General features: G+C 57.4%; 12 protein-coding genes and 1 pseudogene. 5 read left to right on the top strand and 8 right to left on the bottom strand.

The window, feature by feature from the left end; genetic code table 11:
* Positions 1–102: 102 nt before the first annotated feature.
* Positions 103–678 carry a helix-turn-helix domain-containing protein gene (locus tag ACSZO1_RS16895; RefSeq protein WP_437614641.1) on the bottom strand — a complete coding sequence of 192 codons (576 nt, stop codon included), beginning with the start codon at positions 676–678 and terminating at the stop codon, positions 103–105.
* A 98-nt stretch (positions 679–776) separates the two neighbouring features.
* Between ACSZO1_RS16895 and ACSZO1_RS16890 the strand changes: the two genes are divergently transcribed.
* Positions 777–1,967: a benzoate/H(+) symporter BenE family transporter gene (locus tag ACSZO1_RS16890; RefSeq protein ID WP_437614639.1), complete on the top strand. Its 1,191-nt coding sequence runs from the start codon at positions 777–779 to the stop codon at positions 1,965–1,967.
* Positions 1,968–2,068: 101 nt separating this feature from the next.
* Entirely contained in the window at positions 2,069–3,988 is a 1,920-nt protein-coding gene (locus ACSZO1_RS16885) for a sigma-54-dependent Fis family transcriptional regulator (protein WP_437614637.1), read from the top strand.
* Positions 3,989–4,021: 33 nt separating this feature from the next.
* On the opposite strand, the gene ACSZO1_RS16880 is transcribed toward ACSZO1_RS16885, so the two are convergent.
* Entirely contained in the window at positions 4,022–5,077 is a 1,056-nt protein-coding gene (locus ACSZO1_RS16880) for a 2,3-butanediol dehydrogenase (protein WP_437614635.1), read from the bottom strand.
* A gap of 392 nt (positions 5,078–5,469) precedes the next feature.
* On the opposite strand from ACSZO1_RS16880, the gene ACSZO1_RS16875 reads away from it, so the two are divergent.
* The 3 genes from ACSZO1_RS16875 to ACSZO1_RS16865 are packed head-to-tail and all read left to right on the top strand — an operon-like array spanning position 5,470 to position 12,223.
* Complete coding sequence (locus ACSZO1_RS16875) at positions 5,470–6,825, top strand: SrfA family protein (RefSeq protein WP_437614633.1); 1,356 nt, start codon at positions 5,470–5,472, stop codon at positions 6,823–6,825.
* Between the two features lie 2 nt (positions 6,826–6,827).
* Positions 6,828–9,812, top strand: coding sequence for a virulence factor SrfB (locus ACSZO1_RS16870; RefSeq protein ID WP_437614631.1), 2,985 nt, complete (start codon positions 6,828–6,830; stop codon positions 9,810–9,812).
* Positions 9,809–12,223 carry a virulence factor SrfC family protein gene (locus tag ACSZO1_RS16865; protein WP_437614629.1) on the top strand — a complete coding sequence of 805 codons (2,415 nt, stop codon included), beginning with the start codon at positions 9,809–9,811 and terminating at the stop codon, positions 12,221–12,223. Before ACSZO1_RS16870 ends, ACSZO1_RS16865 begins: the two co-directional genes overlap by 4 nt.
* A 35-nt stretch (positions 12,224–12,258) precedes the next feature.
* Here ACSZO1_RS16865 and ACSZO1_RS16860 read toward each other — a convergent pair whose 3' ends face one another.
* The 6 genes and pseudogenes from ACSZO1_RS16860 to ACSZO1_RS16835 form a co-directional block, all read right to left on the bottom strand.
* Complete coding sequence (locus ACSZO1_RS16860) at positions 12,259–12,486, bottom strand: omptin family outer membrane protease (RefSeq protein WP_437614627.1); 228 nt, start codon at positions 12,484–12,486, stop codon at positions 12,259–12,261.
* Positions 12,487–12,801: 315 nt separating this feature from the next.
* Positions 12,802–13,152 (bottom strand): helix-turn-helix domain-containing protein, encoded by a 351-nt coding sequence (locus tag ACSZO1_RS16855; protein WP_437614625.1) that lies wholly within the window; start codon positions 13,150–13,152, stop codon positions 12,802–12,804.
* 148 nt (positions 13,153–13,300) lie between these two features.
* Positions 13,301–13,924, bottom strand: coding sequence for a Tat proofreading chaperone DmsD (gene dmsD / locus ACSZO1_RS16850; RefSeq protein ID WP_437614623.1), 624 nt, complete (start codon positions 13,922–13,924; stop codon positions 13,301–13,303).
* A gap of 18 nt (positions 13,925–13,942) precedes the next feature.
* Positions 13,943–14,716: a DmsC/YnfH family molybdoenzyme membrane anchor subunit gene (locus ACSZO1_RS16845; protein WP_437614621.1), complete on the bottom strand. Its 774-nt coding sequence runs from the start codon at positions 14,714–14,716 to the stop codon at positions 13,943–13,945.
* Positions 14,709–15,335: a DMSO/selenate family reductase complex B subunit gene (locus ACSZO1_RS16840; protein ID WP_437614619.1), complete on the bottom strand. Its 627-nt coding sequence runs from the start codon at positions 15,333–15,335 to the stop codon at positions 14,709–14,711. Before ACSZO1_RS16840 ends, ACSZO1_RS16845 begins: the two co-directional genes overlap by 8 nt.
* Before the next feature lie 10 nt (positions 15,336–15,345).
* Positions 15,346–16,302 (bottom strand): annotated as a pseudogene (locus tag ACSZO1_RS16835) (molybdopterin dinucleotide binding domain-containing protein); the annotation flags it as partial.
* Positions 16,303–16,378: the final 76 nt, after the last annotated feature.

The following is a 16,378-nucleotide window of genomic DNA, read 5'->3' as shown; positions in this document are numbered from 1 at the left end:
ACACTGAAAACGATAGATGAACGGCAATCATTGTAGTCATGAACAGAACTTTGAATGATTAAATCGCACCTTCCCTATGAAATGATCAATTCATCGATAAGGTCATACCGGACGGCTCTGCCGCGGATAATGAATCAAATCATGCCAGCGCACATTATCGCTGCTGCTGTTGCGATAGGTATGGGCGCAGTCGGCACGAAAACGCAGTGCATCGCCGGCTGCCAGCTGATGCCAGGTATCATTCACCATCAACTCCAGCTGCCCGGCCAGCACAATCACATGCTCAATCACGCCATTTTCATGAGGCGCTGACTCACTCACTGCCCCCGGCGCAAGGTCGATGACAAACATGTCGAAACCCAGCTGCGCGTCAAAAGGAAACAACGGCACAATATGCATCGCGGCATTGGCCTGGCGCAGCCCCACCCGCTCGCCGGAACGCTGCAGTGTTACGGCAGGCGTCTCCGTCGCGCTGTCGAGAAAGGCGGAAAACGGCACATTAAACCCGGTGGCGATCTTCCACAACGTCGCCACTGTCGGACTCGATTCGCCGCGCTCGATTTGCCCCAGCATCGCTTTACTGACGCCAGTCTGTTGCGCCGCCTGTGTCAGACTCCACTGCCGCGCCGCACGCAGTTGTCTGAGCGTCAGCGCCAGTTGCTGATTCAGTTGTTCCATCACGGTTCCTCTTTTTCCTCTCTGCGCAGTATAGCGACTTGTGCGTTATAGCGCACGAGACTACTATGTGCGTTATAACGCACAATCAGGATATCACCATGCGCGCTGAGCACGCTGAATCACCGTCACATGTTACCCCGGCAATTATCGCCGGTTTCGTCGCCGTACTGGTCGGCTATACCAGCTCCGCCGCTATTATCTTTCAGGCTGCGGCTGCAGCAGGTGCAACACTGGCACAGATTGGCGGCTGGCTGACCATGCTCGGCCTGGCGATGGGCATCACCTCGCTGGGATTATCATTGTGGTATCGCCTGCCGATCCTCACTGCCTGGTCAACACCCGGTGCGGCACTGCTGGTCACCAGCCTGCCTGGCGTTTCGATAAACGAAGCGGTGGGTATTTTTATTTTCGCCTCTGTGCTGATTCTGCTGTGCGGCGTCACCGGGTTGTTTGCCCGGCTGATGAGCTACATCCCGCTGGCCATCTCCGCCGCGATGCTGGCCGGGATTTTGCTGCGCTTCGGCCTTGATGCTTTTGCTGCGTTACAGGTTAACTTTATGCTCAGCGGCGCGATGTGCCTGGTCTGGCTGCTGGCACGCCGCTTTGCCGCACGCTATGCGATTATGCTGACGTTACTCGCCGGTCTGGCGGTGGCGCTGCTGCAGGGCAATATTCACTTTTCGCAGCAACCGCTGCATTTCGCCTGGCCGGAATTTATTGCGCCGCAGTTTACCCTCTCCACACTGCTCGGCATTGGCATTCCCTATTTTATGGTCACCATGGCATCGCAAAATGCGCCGGGGATCGCCACCTTAAAAGCCGCAGGTTACCCGACGCCGGTTTCACCGCTGATCAGCTGGACATCGCTGACGTCACTGCTGTTAGCGCCGTTTGGCGGCTTTTCGGTGTGTATTGCCGCGATTACCGCGGCGATTTGTATGGGACCCGATGTGCATCCCAATCCGCAACGTCGCTGGCTGGCATCCGCCTCGGCAGGTGGCTTTTATCTGCTGGCCGGGCTGTTTGGCGGCGCGATTGGCATGCTGTTCAGCGCGCTGCCAGTGGCGCTGATCCATACTATTGCCGGACTGGCCCTGCTGGGCACCCTTTCCGGCAGCCTGCAACAGGCGCTGGGCGACAGCAAACAGCGTGATGCCGCGATCATCACTTTCCTGATTACCGCTTCCGGCGTCACATTGCTGGGCGTGGGTGCCGCATTCTGGGGGCTGATCGGTGGCGTGCTGGCGCATCTGATTTTATCGCTGCCGCAACGTCGCACGAAGGCGTGACTCTCGTCTCGATTTTGCCTGTGCGCGGCGCTAAGATGAACATCCGTCAAGAGTCAGCTTATCTGCCGCCGCAGAGTTAAGGTCACAGGAGAGACAGCACGGTGAATCAGACACAACGTGAACATATGGCAAAAGTGGTGGCAACCTTAAATCATCCGCCCACCACGCTGCCGCAAAGCTATATTGATCCGCTGATTAGCGATTCATGGCGGCGTTGTGTTGATGCTTATGGTCTCGATCCCTTCCGTATGCAGCAGGCGCAGATTCTTTCCGCGCATGAACTGCACGACCACCGTGCGCCACTGGATGAATTTATCACCATTGCCCGTCAGGGGATGAACCAGCTGTACCAGCAGGTTGCCCCTGCCGGTTATGTGGTGCTGCTGACCGATGCGCAGGGCGTCACCATTGATCACAGCGGTGGTGAACATGCTGCCAGCCGTCTGCGCCACGCCGGATTGTGGGCAGGCGCGCAGTGGACGGAAGCCAGTGCCGGCACCTGTGCAGTCGGCACCGCCTTAGCCACAGGCCTGCCGCTGACGGTCCATCAGCAGGACCACTTCGATGCCACCCATATTCCGCTGACCTGCAGCGCCGTGCCGCTGTTTGAATCGACAGGCGTGCTGAAAGCGGTGCTGGATATCTCGGCGCTGCGCTCACCGCTGGCAAAAGAGAGCCAGCACCTGGCGTTGCAGATTACCCGTATGGCGGCGCAGCAGATTGAACAGGCATGGTTCAGCCATCATCATCGTCACCACTGGCTGCTGAAGCTGAGTTTTGCCTCCGCCTTTACCAGCACCAGCCCCGATTTGCTGCTGGCTTTCGATCACAGCGGCCTGCTGGCGGGCCATACCGATCGTGCCCGGCGCCTGCTGACGGCAGACAGCGCCGATCGCCCCGTTAGTCTGCATACCATCAGCAGCCTGATCGGCCAGCCGTTTGAGCACTTTTTCCATAAGCGTTTTGATCAGTTACCAGCAGCATCCCGGCTCGATCTGCGCCACAGCAGCAATACGTTATTTGTCCGTGTCAATGCGCCACAGCCGCGTCGCCCGGCACCGCTTACCGCGGCACGCAATGAGTTGCCCGCAGAACTGGCGGCGCTCAACGCAGGCGATGCCGGGTTGCAGCGTCAGCTGATGCGCGCCAACCGCCTGCTGAACAGCCCGATTAACCTGGTGATTCAGGGCGAAACCGGCAGCGGCAAAGAGTATTTTGCCCGTGCGTTTCATCGCGCCAGTGAGCGATGTAACGCACCGTTTATCGCCGTCAACTGCGCCGCGATCCCCGCAACGCTGATCGAAAGCGAACTGTTTGGCGCGCTGCCCGGCAGTTATTCCGGCGCCAGCAGTAAGCCGAAGCGTGGCCTGATTCAGGAAGCGCACGGTGGCACTCTGTTTCTTGATGAGATCGGCGATATGCCGCTGGAGATGCAGTCGCGCCTGCTGCGGGTGCTGGCGGAACATGAAGTGCTGCCGGTTGGCGCGTCGCGTCCGGTGGCGGTGGATATCCGCGTGATTTGCGCATCGCACCACCAGCTGGAACAGCGCGTGGCCGCGAGTGATTTCCGCGCCGACCTGTGGTATCGCCTTAATGGCGCACAAATCACCCTGCCGCCGCTGCGCGAACGCAGCGATCTGACGCAAATGATCGCAAGGCTGCTGGCGGATAACGCGGGCTTATCGTCTGCCGCCCGTCAGCGTCTGCTGCAGCACTCATGGCCTGGCAACCTGCGCGAGCTGCGTAATGTGCTCGACTATGCGCGGCAAATGGCAGAACAGTTTGATATTCAGTTGCAGGATCTGCCGGATGCCTTCCAGCAGCCACAACCTGCAGTTACAGCTACATCGCACAGCCATACGCAGGCGGAGGATGAAGCCGCGCAGTTGCTCAGCCAGCTGGCTGCTGCGCAGTGGAACCGTGCGCGGGTTGCGCGTCAGCTGGGTATCAGCCGGATGACATTATGGCGGCATATGCGCCGCCTGGGCATTCGTTCACCGTTAAGCGGCGACAGCGAATGACAGAATGCCGGGCGACACCGCCCGGCATACCGCTTATTGCGGTGGACGCACCAGGATTTTAACCTGCTGTTTTTCACGCACCAGCGCTTCAAAACCTTCGCTGACAATATCTGCCAGTTCGATTTTTTTGGTCACCAGTTTATCGGCCGGGAAATAACCCTGCGTCATCAGTTCCATCACCGCCGGGAAGATATGGCGATAGGCGATAATCCCTTTGACGGAACGCTCTTTCAGTACGATGGTGTTCGGGTTAAACGCCGCTTCGCCTTCCCAGATAGAGACGACAATGGTTTCACCTTCGTAGCTGGTACTGTTGATGCACTGCTTCAGCACAGCCGGCACACCAGTCACTTCAAAGGCCACATCAACCCCGCCTGCGGTCAGCTGGCGAATCACTTCAACGGCATCTTCTTTGGTCGGATCGATCACCCGACGCGCGCCCAGTTCAAGGGCTTTCTCTGAACGTTGTGGCGACAGCTCAACAACATAGATTTCAGACGCACCCGCGGCACGTAATGCTTCAATCAGCAGCAGACCAATCGGTCCCGCACCAAACACCGCCGCTTTGCCGCCCACTTTCAGGCTGCTCATGCGCACCGCATGCAGCGCGACCGCGGCCGGTTCCACCAGCGCGCCCTGTTCGTAGGACAGCCCTTCCGGCATACGGTGAACCATATGCTCTTTCACCACGGTATAGCTGGAGAAACCGCCACCGCCGCCGGACAGGCCGTGAAAACCAAGGCCGTCACACAGGTTATATTTTTGTTCACGACAGGCTTCACATTCGCCGCAGGAGAGAATCGGCTCCACCACCACCCGGTCGCCCGGCTTCACTTTGCTGACGCCTGCGCCCACTTCGACAACTTCACCAGAAAACTCATGGCCCATCACAATCGGCGCAATATCGCCGCTGACCGGATGCGGTTTATCGACGGGAACAAAAATCGGTCCGGCAAGATACTCATGCAAATCACTGCCACAGATGCCCGTCCAGGCCACTTTAATCTTCACGGTCCCGGCAGAAACCTGAGGCTCTTCGATGTCCTCAACTTTGATATCGCGTGCGCGATGCCAGCGAGCTGCTTGCATTTTATTCTCCTTATTAGTGATATGTCGTGCCCGCAGCGTATTGCCAGAACCGTGCCAGTTTTTACCTGTGACTCACATCAGAAACAAAAGCTTAACAATCATCCGCTTAACGGGATGACGGTTGTTTCCGGCTGACGGCGGTGTAACACCGATGTTACAGCTGTCACAGTGACAACCGTACCAGCACATACCCGGTGTTACAGGCGAAAAAAGGATGGCGCGTGACCTCTTCTGCGCAAAATTTATCCGCTATACTCTTGATGCGACAGATAGTTACCCGTTTTTACGCTTATTCCAGCGATTGATTTGCAATTGACAGAACTAAAGTAAACATAATCTCGGATAGCACATTATTTTCTGCCTCAGACATCGTCACAAAAGGGCCCTGATACGTGGCAAAATCATTTTTACGCAGCGGAAATCTGGATGCAGTGCTGGCACTGGGAGAAAACGGCCAGCCGGTTTATGCCTCCGCCCTGCAGTTACGCGAGACGTTGCGCCTGCGCAAACAGCAAAAAATCGCCGACTGTCTGGCGATCCCCCAACCCAATGAGCGCGGTGACCGCATCGACTGGTATGCGCCGGTCAGTGGCCGGGTAAAATCGTGGATTGCCGCCAGTGACAGCGAACGCGCCTCCGCGATTAATCTGCTGGAAAGCTATCAGCAAAGCGTCAGTGAAATCAGCCAGCGGGCGCAAAGTGCGGAGAAACCGGCAATGCGCCTGTTCGGCGTGTTACTGAGTAAAGCCTTTCAGTTCCCCGACCAGAACTATGTGTATCTGGTCGATGGCAAGCCAGTGATCACCTTCTGGGGATTTGTCGATCTCGATAAAAAGTCGCGCGCGGATGCTCTCGACTGCCTGCGTGCCAGTCTGCAAATCAGTCTGCCGCCGATTCTGCCGGAACCCGAACCTCAGCCAGAACCGCTGGTTGCACCGGTGTATGAACCCGTGGTGGTGGCAACCCCCACGCCAGTCCCTGCACCTGAACCTGAGTCGGTTGCCGAACCCGTCGTGGCAGTGGTGGAAACGCCAGCACCTGCGGCTGCACCGGTCAGCAAAAGCAAACCTCGCTGGCTGCATTTCTGGTGGCTGCTGCCGCCAGTGGCCGTTGCGGGTGCTTTCGCAGCCGTACAGTTCTACCAGGCTCCCGCGGAGCCAGTCCCCGTTGCCAGTGAAAACAGTGCACCAGCGCCCGTGGCAACCGTCGTGACGCCACCGGCTGTGGTGCCAACGCCAGCACCGGCCCCGGTTGCTTCACTGCCGTTACAACCCGCTACCCATGCTGAGCCAGAAGTCACCGCCAGCAGTGAGAAACATGCCGAGCCGGTGGCTGAAGCTGAATCCGTGCCTGTCGCTGCCCCTGCGGGTAAAAACGAGATGGTGATGCCAGCCGACGCAGTGAAAATTGGCACCACTAAATTCCTTAACGGTAACTGGCGCGTGACGCTGGACATGAAAAACCTGCCGAGCAACATGTTACCGGCGATGCGCTATCAGCTGAAAGACGGCAAAGGCACAGCACGTATTGTGCAGGGTGATGGCAACAGCTGCCGCGCCGATATCGCGGCAGGTCTGCACAGCTCCGGCACGCTGATCATCAACAGCCGTTACACTGCCCGCTGCAGCGATGGCAGTCGTTACAAAATGCCGGAAATTGCCTGTAAAGCCACCAGCGGCGCGGCGTCCTGTGAAGCACGCTTTGGCGAGACTGTCTATCCGATGACCATGAAACGCGAGAACAAGTAATTATGCTGGCGACCCTCAACGACGTTAATCAAAAAGTCACTCTGATTCAGGACAGCGGCATCCAGTTTCTTGATTTCGCCATCAAAGCGCAGCCAGACCCGGAAATGCCGGGGAAATTTGTCCGACAGACCGCCAATGGCCCCCTGCTGCTGCTGGAACACGACGCCAGCAGCGGCAAATATCTGCTGCAGACGCCAAACCAGGCCGCGCCGGAAGTGGTCAAACCGGAATTCAGCTTTGCGCTGGAGCAGTCACTGCTGCTGCTGGAAAATCTCTGGCTGCCGCTGCCGGTGCTGCGTTGCACGCCACCGCGTCACTTTATTGGCGGCCCGGAAAACTGGGCGCGCATGCAGGTCCGTAAACTGGCCACGCCGGATCAGGAAGGCCATACCCACCGTGTGGTGCTGGCGTTTGATACCCAGTGCTGGGCAGACAGCGACGAGATGGAACACCTGGCGCTGACTGCCAGTGACGCACAGAATGGCGTCAGCTTCGCCCTCGCCTGGCGCAATCATGAACTGAGCGAATTTCTCGACCTCACCTGGGTTGACGGCTGGCTGCGTGAAGTGTTTCTGCAGCAGGCGGTGATCGAGGAAGATCGCCATGAAGGTAACCTGAAGATTGCGCTGAAAGAGTTCGAATATCAGGCGCACTATCTCAATCTGCTCGACCTGCTTGGCAGCCAGCTGCAGCTGAACGACATTAAAATCCACACCGCCACCCTGCAGGAACCGGTGGTAAACGTTGACCTGATTCTTGATGTCGGTAACTCCCACACCTGCGGTATTCTGGTGGAAGACCATCCTGATGAGAGCAACGGCCTGAAGCAGACCTATGAGCTGCAGATCCGCGATCTGAGCGAACCGCATCAGGTATACAACGAGATGTTCGAAAGCCGCGTGGAGTTTGCCGAAGCGCAGTTTGGCAAAGCCAACTACTCGATGGAAAGCGGCCGCGAAAACGCGTTTGTCTGGCCAGCCATGACGCGTGTTGGCCGCGAAGCCAGCCGCATGGCGTTACAGCGTCTCGGCACCGAAGGCGCTACCGGGATCTCCAGCCCGCGTCGTTATCTGTGGGATGAAGAGAGCTGGCTGCCAGGCTGGCGTTTTAACCAGACCTCCGCGCTGGCCGCCGATGAAGCCCCTGCAATCGCCGCACCACTGATGAACTTGCTGAATGATGAAGGCCAGCCGCTGTACGCCCAGGCGCTGGATGAGCGTCTGCCGGTGTTCTCGGCGAATTACAGCCGCAGTTCGCTGATGAGTTTTATGCTGTCAGAATTGCTGGCGCAGGCGCTAATGCAGATTAACAGCGCGGCGCAGCGCATGAAGATGCCGCACAGTAATGCGCCGCGTCAGCTGCGCCATATTATCCTCACCCTGCCATCGGCGATGCCGAAACCGGAGCGCGAGATCTTCCGCCGCCGCATGATTGAAGCTATTGGCCTGGTGTGGAAAGCGATGGGCTGGCATCCGGCGGATGACGCGTTCAGCAGCGCCAGTGATAAAGCGAAAAGCCTGAAGCCGGTGCCGGAAGTGCAGATGGAGTGGGATGAAGCCACCTGCGGCCAGATGGTGTACCTGTTTAATGAAACCCAGGTGAACTTTGCCGGACATGCCGGGGCGTTCTTCGCCAGCCAGGCGCGACCTGATCGCCCGTGCGGCCCGGATGAAGTGCCGGGGAAAACCCTGCGTATCGCCTCGATTGATATCGGCGGTGGCACCACCGACCTCGCCATTACCCAGTACACGCTGGATGACGGTGTCGGCCAGAACGTGAAAATCAACCCTTACCTGCTGTTCCGCGAAGGCTTTAAAGTCGCCGGTGACGATATTCTGCTGGACGTGATTCAGCTGTATGTGTTGCCGGCACTGCAGGATGCGCTGAAAAAAGCCGGACTGCTCAGCCCGGAAGTGCTGATGGCGAAGCTGTTCGGCCACGATGGCCGCATTGATGCGCAGTCCACGCTGCGTCAGCAGGTCACGCTGCAAATCTTTATGCCGGTGGCGCGCGCGATTCTGGAAAATTATGAGCGCTTCGACCCGCTCGACAGCAGCGCCGAAATCGACGCCAGCTTCGGCGAACTGCTGGCGCAGGTGCCGACAGCGAAAGTGCTGGAATACATTAACGGCGAGCTGCAGCGCGCGCTGAGCGCTGATAACGCCTTCGATATTCTGCAGGTGCCGCTGGTACTGAAGCTGAGCAAGCTGCACGGCGAGTTCCTCTCAAACCGCATGACCATTGTGCAGACGTTGCGCTCGATGGCGGAAGTGGTGTCGCTGTATACCTGTGATGTGCTGCTGCTGACCGGACGTCCTTCGCGCTTCCCGGGCGTGCAGGCGCTGTTCCGCCATCTGCAGCCGCTGCCGGGCAGCCGTATTCTGTCGCTGGAAGGCTATCACACCAGCGACTGGTATCCGTTTAACAAACTGGGACGCATCGACAACCCGAAATCGACCGCTGCCGTCGGCGCCATGCTGTGCCTGCTGGCGCTCGATCTGCGCCTCTCCAGCTTCTATTTCCGCGCCGGGGATTTCCAGCCGTACTCCACCATTCGCTATCTGGGGATGCTGGACGCCGACAGCGTGCTGAGCAGCAGTAACGTTTACTACAGCGATATCGATCTCGATCAACCCGATTTCGCCCTTGACCGCAAAACCAGTTTCCAGATCCGCGGAGGCTTGTGCCTCGGCTTCCGCCAGCTGGACAATGACCGCTGGCCAGCCTCGCCGCTTTACAGCCTGACGATTACCGACCAGGCGCTGGCGCGTAAAACTGCCGGTGACAGTGTGTTACGCGTGAAACTGGCGGTGGCGCCGGGCGAAGATCCGCGCAGTCCGGAGCGCTTCGAGATTGCGGATGCCCGTCTGGGCGATGGCAGTCGGGTGCCGCCACACCATTTACGCCTGAGCCTGAATACCTTGTCCAGCAGTGGTAACAGCACGGCACAATACTGGATCGACAGTGGGAGCGTATTTAAGAAATGAGATCCGTAACGCCAAAGCAGACAGCAGACAAGCAGAATAAGCAGTTACTGGCGCTGAATGACGGTATCGATAAAGCGCTGAACTGGCTGGAGAGCAGCCGCCACAGTGCGCTGCGGCTGGATATGGAAGCTGACGATGTCAAAACCAAACTGCGCCGTTGCCGCAGCCAGGCCCGTCAGCTGCATGTCAGCGCCGCCAGCGGCAGCACCCTCGCCTTTTACGGTTTGTCGCAGACGGGCAAAGCCTGGCTGCTCTCTTCGCTGGCCGCCGATGCCCAGGAACGTATGGAGCTGGTCGCCGCGGAGAAAGTGCTCGACTGGTTTACCCATATCAATCCCGGCAATCAGGATTGCGGGATTGTCACGCGTTTCAGTCATCAGGCAGAAGTGAAAAACAAAACCTGGCCGTTCGAACTGACGCTGTTTAATGAAGCCGATATCACCTGCATGGTGCTGGCAACCTCGTTGCAGCAACCGCAGGCGGCGCCTGATGAAGAGCAACTGCTGCAACAGCTGGCTAATTTGCAACGCCACCGCCAGCCTGAAATGGTGCCAGGCATCACCAGCGATCAGATGGTGGTGATTTGGGACTTTATGCAGCGCCACGACGCTGCACGTCAGAAGCTGCTCGCCAGCCATTTCTGGCCTGCCGCCGTTGAACTGGCACCGTGGCTGACGATTGACGATCGCGCGCGTCTGTTCGCGCTGCTGTGGAACGGCGATAACGCCCTGACCAACCTGTGGCGCCAGCTGGCGCATACTCTGCAGAATCTCTCCGGCACCAGCCGGGTGCTGGCGCCGCTCAACCTGTTTGTCGATGAGGCATTGCTACCGGCAGAAGCCCTGCTGAACCCGGCCGCGCTGGCGGCATTAAATATGGCCGATGACCGTTATGTGCAGGTCAGCCCGCGCATTGGTGGTCGTGCCGGTAAAGCGGTTGATATTTCGCTGGCGGAGCTGTCGCTGCTGACGGTGGAACTGCTCGCCCCGCTGCGTTCCACGCCGCGCGTGGCGTTGTTTGAACAGGCTGATGTGCTGGATATTCCCGGCAATGGCGCACCACTGGATGAAGCGCTGCGCTTTGAAGCCCAGCGTCTGCAACAGAAAAACCCGCTGGCGGCACGTCTGGCGCAGGCGAAACGCGCTTATCTGCTGGATTACTACAGTGACCGTCAGGCGATTAACCTGCTGCTGGTTTGCAGCGCTGCGGGCAGCCGTGAGGAAGTGAAAGCCGTCAGTAAATCACTGGATTACTGGGTGAAGAAGAGTCAGGGCGAGAGTGCCGAAATCCGTCATGGCCGTAAGCCGGGCCTGATCTGGGCCATCACTCCGTATGATCAGCGCCACTTTCAGCAACAGAACTTCGATGAAGCGGTACAGCGCCGTATTGGCAACCCGGGTGATATGTGGGGTTCCATGCTGGCGCTTGATCGCGGCGGCATTCAGCGCATGGCCAGCTGGCTGGAAAGCGAAGTACGCCGTGAAGCCAAAACTGCGCGTATCGGCCAGCAACTGCAGGAACTGCAGCGCGAAGTGGCCGATAACCTGCTCGGCAGCTGGCATCAGCAGGATGGCGATACCGCCCTGCCGCAGAAGAAACAGCAAATCGCCGAAACCCTGTTAAAAGCCCTGCAGACCCGTACCGGACTGCACGGCGAGCTGCTGGAACGCCTGCAGCCAGAGCGTGAAGCCCTGCGCCGCCTGTGGCTGCAGCAGCCGCAACACGAGCAGGAAAGCACGCTGAGCAGCGGCAGCCAGAGTCATTTTGGTATCGGCATTGAAATCGATCTGTTCAGTGACGCACCCGATGAGCCACTTAGTCATGACACCAGCAGCGCGCAGGAAGATGAAGATGCCCTGTTTGCGCAGCAGGTTCAGCGCCACTGGGTGAATCACCTGCGCAATCTGCCGGAAAACGGTTCGTTGCTGGAACTGCTGGATATCAGCAAAGCCACGCTGCAGATTCTGGTTGAAGAGCTGATTGTCGCCAGTTTCCGCCTGAATATCGGCGATGCGCTGCGCAAAATGCTGACAGAGAGTGAAACCAGCAGCGCCAGCCACGATGGTAAAGCGGATCGCCAGGTCTCACGCGCACTGACGGTGCTGGGTGATTTTGTCTCCTGGCTGGGCTTTTTGCAGCAGAGCGAAGCGCAGCGCCCGGAGAGTCGTATTAATCGGGGACAGAAGATTTTCGCCCAACCAGCCGCGCCTGCGGTGAACTTCGGCAGCAGCCGTCGCCTGACACGTCTTTCCGCCGCGCCGGCCAATACCACGGCATTTTATATCTATGACTGGCTGGTGGGACTGAATGCGTTAATCGTGCAGAACAGCGCTTATTCAGCGGCCAGTGAACTGAAACCGACGCAACGTCAGCAACTGGCGGACATTATTCAGCTGATCAGAGCCGCATAAATAAAGGGGCGATATAGTCGCCCCTTTTTTATACCTTAAAATACATATTGCAGGCCAATCGCGGCGCTGTAATGAGTATTGGCAATGCCTGCATTGTCGCCCGGTGATTTTTCAGCCGAGCCATTATCATGGTCGATCATTTCCGTGCTGGCTTTCGCTTCGGCATAACGGTTATAACTTAATGTGGTAAATAATTTAGGGAAGGTGCGATTAATTCGATGGGAACCATTTTTTCGTCCTGTCAACGTATGGTAAATGAACAAAGAACCGCCCAAAACACTGAAAACGATAGATGAACGGCAATCATTGTAGTCATGAACAGAACTTTGAATGATTAAATCGCACCTTCCTTAACCTGAGAGTGATTCTGTGCCTGTGTATGACAGGCAAAAAAACTAATACTGCCACTCGCTTTTTTATGCGCATGTCGGCAATCCTTTAATCGGTATTCATCGTTAATGATATTATTCAGATAATGGCGTCTGCGGTGAAAACGCACCGTGACACTATTTATCATTTTTAATATCCGCCGATACCAAAAAAAGGGCAGAAGAAATGCGCCTTAATACCGCAGAAAATTAATGATATTCTGCATGCTGAGCCGGACTGGTACTTCTGCGCCACGCACCTGGTGCCTGACCAAACTGACGTTTAAAGCTGCGGTTAAATGACTGCTGTGAGTCAAAGCCCAGTGAAATCGCCACGTTAAGGATCGGTTCGTTACTGTTGGTCAGCCGGTCCGCCGATTTTTTCAGCTTTTCTGCACGAATATATTCGCCCAGCGGTAAACCGGTATGCTCTTTGAACATACGTTGCAGGTGCCATTTAGAGTAGCCCGCGCGCTCGGAAACGGTATCGAGATCCAGACGTGCTTCAATATGATTGTCAATCCAGTCACGCAGATCCTGAATGAAAGCGTCACTTCTCATCTTCTCTCTCCCGTCGCGATGAAATAGTAATAATTGAAGATACAGTTTAATGCTGACGAAATCGGCAACTAAATGCAAGTTTTATTATTACATTTAAATCCCTGCGCGCAGAAGGGTTATCCGGGCACGGATTACCGCGCCCGGTGAGTTACTGAAAATACAGCGGTTTTTGTGTGACGGGGATCAGCATCTGTGCGCGCCAGCCTGCCAGCGTCAGCTGAGCCAGTTGTGCCAGTGCCTGCCAGAATGGATGTGCGGCGTGCTGCTGAAGACGTTGCAGAAAGGCATCAGACCACGGCAGCAGATGCCAGGCCAGCAACTCTTCCAGTCGCTGCTGTTGCCCGCTTTCCGCCAGCCAGCCCGCCAGCAGCAGCAATGCGCCAATATGGTCTTCCGGTTCATTAGGGTGCAACTGCGGCTGAATGCCATAGCGCTGCAGCCACTGGCGTAACGCCAGCAGCGAATCGCCAAACAGCACGCTCTCTTTATCCAGCCATACCGAGCCCCATGGCGGTGACGGTAAGCTGTCCGGGCCAATAAACAGGCGCTGCCAGGCGCGGGTCATCTGCGCATCCTGTCCCTGCGCCAGCCCCTCCTCCAGCCTCGCCAGCGCTTCCTGCGCTGCGGGCCAGCTGTCATGCCAGCCCGGTTGTGCCAGTGCAGCCAGCAGCGGTGAGGCCTGCGGGCTGTCTGGCGGATAGTAAAACAGAGCGCCCAGCACGCGGCCGCTTAACGCGACCGCAGACAGGAGCGGCTGATGATCAACAGACATGCGCTTGCCCTTCCCTGATTAGCTAGCCGCCGCCAGTCCCACGGTCATATGCAGACCGTAAAACAGCGCGCGACCAATCACTTCCCCGGCCACCACCAGCACAAACCCCGCAGTGAGTGCCGGAATGGCCAGCGGACGTCGCCGCAACAGCGGACACAGCCAGCAGCCCAGTCCCGCAACCAGCAGCGCCACGCGGCAGATCTGCAACAGTGCATAGTGCGGGATCAGCGCTGTCGCCTGCTGTTCTGAGTTGTGGATTGACGCCAGTTCACTGCTCTGCAGCAGAATAACCGCCAGCGTTAACAACAACGCCATGACGCTGATCTGCGCCAGCCGGTTGCTCTGCAGCGGATAACGCGCCAGCTGTAACAGCAAAATCCCCAGCAGTGGCCCGCCCAGCAGTACCGTGAAGAAGAAACTCAGGGTGGTGTAGCTGTTATGCCAGGTCGGCACAGTCTCGATCTGATACACCCGCGTCATGGCAAAGACAAACAGCAATCCCGCCAGCAGCGTGATAATCATCCACACCCGACCCAGCTGTTGCGGCATTTTGCCCAGCACGCTCAGCAGCCACCACAGACCGCCGAGGGCAAAGAACAGCGAACCGGCGGCGATCTCATTACTTAACGCCGAGTGCCCCAGCCGGTTCAGTGAGTTAAACGCGCGCAACGGTGATCCGAGATGCAGGATCGAGGCGACAAAGGCCAGCCCGGTAACGCCCACGCCCCCCACCACACACTGCCCCAGCACGGTAAACAGTATCAGCGGCCATTCATGCCATCCGTTACCCATTGTGCACCTCCAGCGGATTTGCCAGGTAACCGCTGTTATCGCCCGCCGGGCGGCTATTGGCATTCGGTTTAATCACGATATTCGGCTGCGTAAAGTGCGCGGCAGGCAGTGGTGCAATCTGCGCCTCGTGGCCGTAGCGTTCACGCAGGGTATCTATCGGCGCAAAGTCCAGCGCACGCAGCGGGCAGGACTCGACGCAGATCGGTTTTTTGCCCTCTGCTACGCGGGTAAAACAGCCATCGCACTTGGTCATATGGCCTTTGCTGGCGTTGTACTGTGGTGCGCCATACGGGCAGGCCATCTGACAATAGCGACAGCCAATGCACACCTCTTCATTCACCACCACAAAGCCATCTTCACGTTTATGCATCGCCCCGCTGGGGCACACTTTGGTACACGCCGGATCGGCGCAGTGATTGCAGGAAACCGAGAGATAGTAAGAAAACACGTCCTGGTGCCAGACGCCGTCATTCTCCAGCCAGTTGCCGCCCGCATATTCGTATACGCGACGGAAATTCACCTCTGGCGGCAGGTCTTTGAAATCCTTGCACGCCAGCTGGCAGGTCTTACAGCCGGTACAGCGGCTGGAATCAATAAAAAAACCGTATTGCGTTGCCATCAGCCACTCCTCAGACCTTTGCGATATCGACCAGATTGGTATGTTGCGGATTGCCTTTCGCGAGTGGCGAAGGACGATGGGTGGTGAGCGTATTGACACAGGCGCCATGATCGACCCGATCGCCGCGCATATCCGCCTGGTGCCAGGCTCCCTGCCCCATGGCGACCACGCCAGGCATAATGCGCGGTGTCACTTTCGCGTCGATATGCACTTCGCCCCGGCCGTTAAACACCCGCACTTTGTCACCATTACTGATGCCACGCGTCTGCGCATCGAGCGGGTTAATCCACACTTCCTGACGACAGGCCGCCTGCAAGACTGCGATATTGCCGTATGACGAGTGGGTACGTGCTTTGTAGTGGAAGCCGAACAGCTGTAAGGGGTAATCACTGCGCGTGGGCGCATCCCAGCCTTCAAAGGTAGAGGCATACACCGGCAGTGGGCTGATCACTTCGTCGTCGGCAAGTTGCCATTCGCTGGCAATCTTCGCCAGTGATGCCGAATAGATTTCGATTTTGCCGGATGGCGTTTTCAGCGGGTTGGCGACCGGGTCGTCACGGAAAGCTTTATAGGCGACAAAATGCCCTTTGGGATCTTTACGTTTATAAATCCCCATCGCTTTCAGCGCCTCGTAATCCGGCAGCTGCGGATCTTTCGCCTGCATCTTGCTGTACAGATAGTGCAGCCATTGCGCCTGCGTGCGTCCTTCGGTGAAGCGCTGGTACACATCCGGCCCCAGACGCTGCGCCACTTCACTGAGCATCCAGTAGATCGGCTTACGCTCAAATTTTGCTGTCGTCGCGGGCTGAATAAAGATCAGGTAGCCCATATTGCCCGCATAGTCGTTAGGAATAATGTCTTCCTGTTCGACAGTCATCAGGTCAGGCAGCAGAATATCGGCGTATTTCGCCGAAGATGTCATAAAGTTCTCAATCACCACAATCATTTCGCACTTGCTGTCATCCTGGGAAGGTGCGATTTAATCGGTGGGGTTCAGTGGAGTCCTTAGCTGTATTAGCCTTACCTTAGCTGAGCTGTATTAT

Source organism: Erwinia sp. V71, assembly GCF_965644245.1.
Classification (GTDB): Bacteria; Pseudomonadota; Gammaproteobacteria; order Enterobacterales; family Enterobacteriaceae; genus Erwinia.
Note: the sequence above shows the minus strand (reverse complement) of the source record. Positions and strands in the feature narration are given on the sequence as shown.

Bases quoted from the DNA above. Each gene is read 5' to 3' on its own strand.
- ACSZO1_RS16890 (WP_437614639.1), top strand. From the start codon at position 777: ATGCGCGCTGAGCACGCTGAATCACCGTCACATGTTACCCCGGCAATT.
- dmsD (WP_437614623.1), bottom strand. From the start codon at position 13,924: ATGTCTGTTGATCATCAGCCGCTCCTGTCTGCGGTCGCGTTAAGCGGC.
- ACSZO1_RS16865 (WP_437614629.1), top strand. From the start codon at position 9,809: ATGAGATCCGTAACGCCAAAGCAGACAGCAGACAAGCAGAATAAGCAG.
- ACSZO1_RS16895 (WP_437614641.1), bottom strand. From the start codon at position 678: ATGGAACAACTGAATCAGCAACTGGCGCTGACGCTCAGACAACTGCGT.
- ACSZO1_RS16880 (WP_437614635.1), bottom strand. From the start codon at position 5,077: ATGCAAGCAGCTCGCTGGCATCGCGCACGCGATATCAAAGTTGAGGAC.
- ACSZO1_RS16840 (WP_437614619.1), bottom strand. From the start codon at position 15,335: ATGGCAACGCAATACGGTTTTTTTATTGATTCCAGCCGCTGTACCGGC.
- ACSZO1_RS16870 (WP_437614631.1), top strand. From the start codon at position 6,828: ATGCTGGCGACCCTCAACGACGTTAATCAAAAAGTCACTCTGATTCAG.
- ACSZO1_RS16845 (WP_437614621.1), bottom strand. From the start codon at position 14,716: ATGGGTAACGGATGGCATGAATGGCCGCTGATACTGTTTACCGTGCTG.
- ACSZO1_RS16855 (WP_437614625.1), bottom strand. From the start codon at position 13,152: ATGAGAAGTGACGCTTTCATTCAGGATCTGCGTGACTGGATTGACAAT.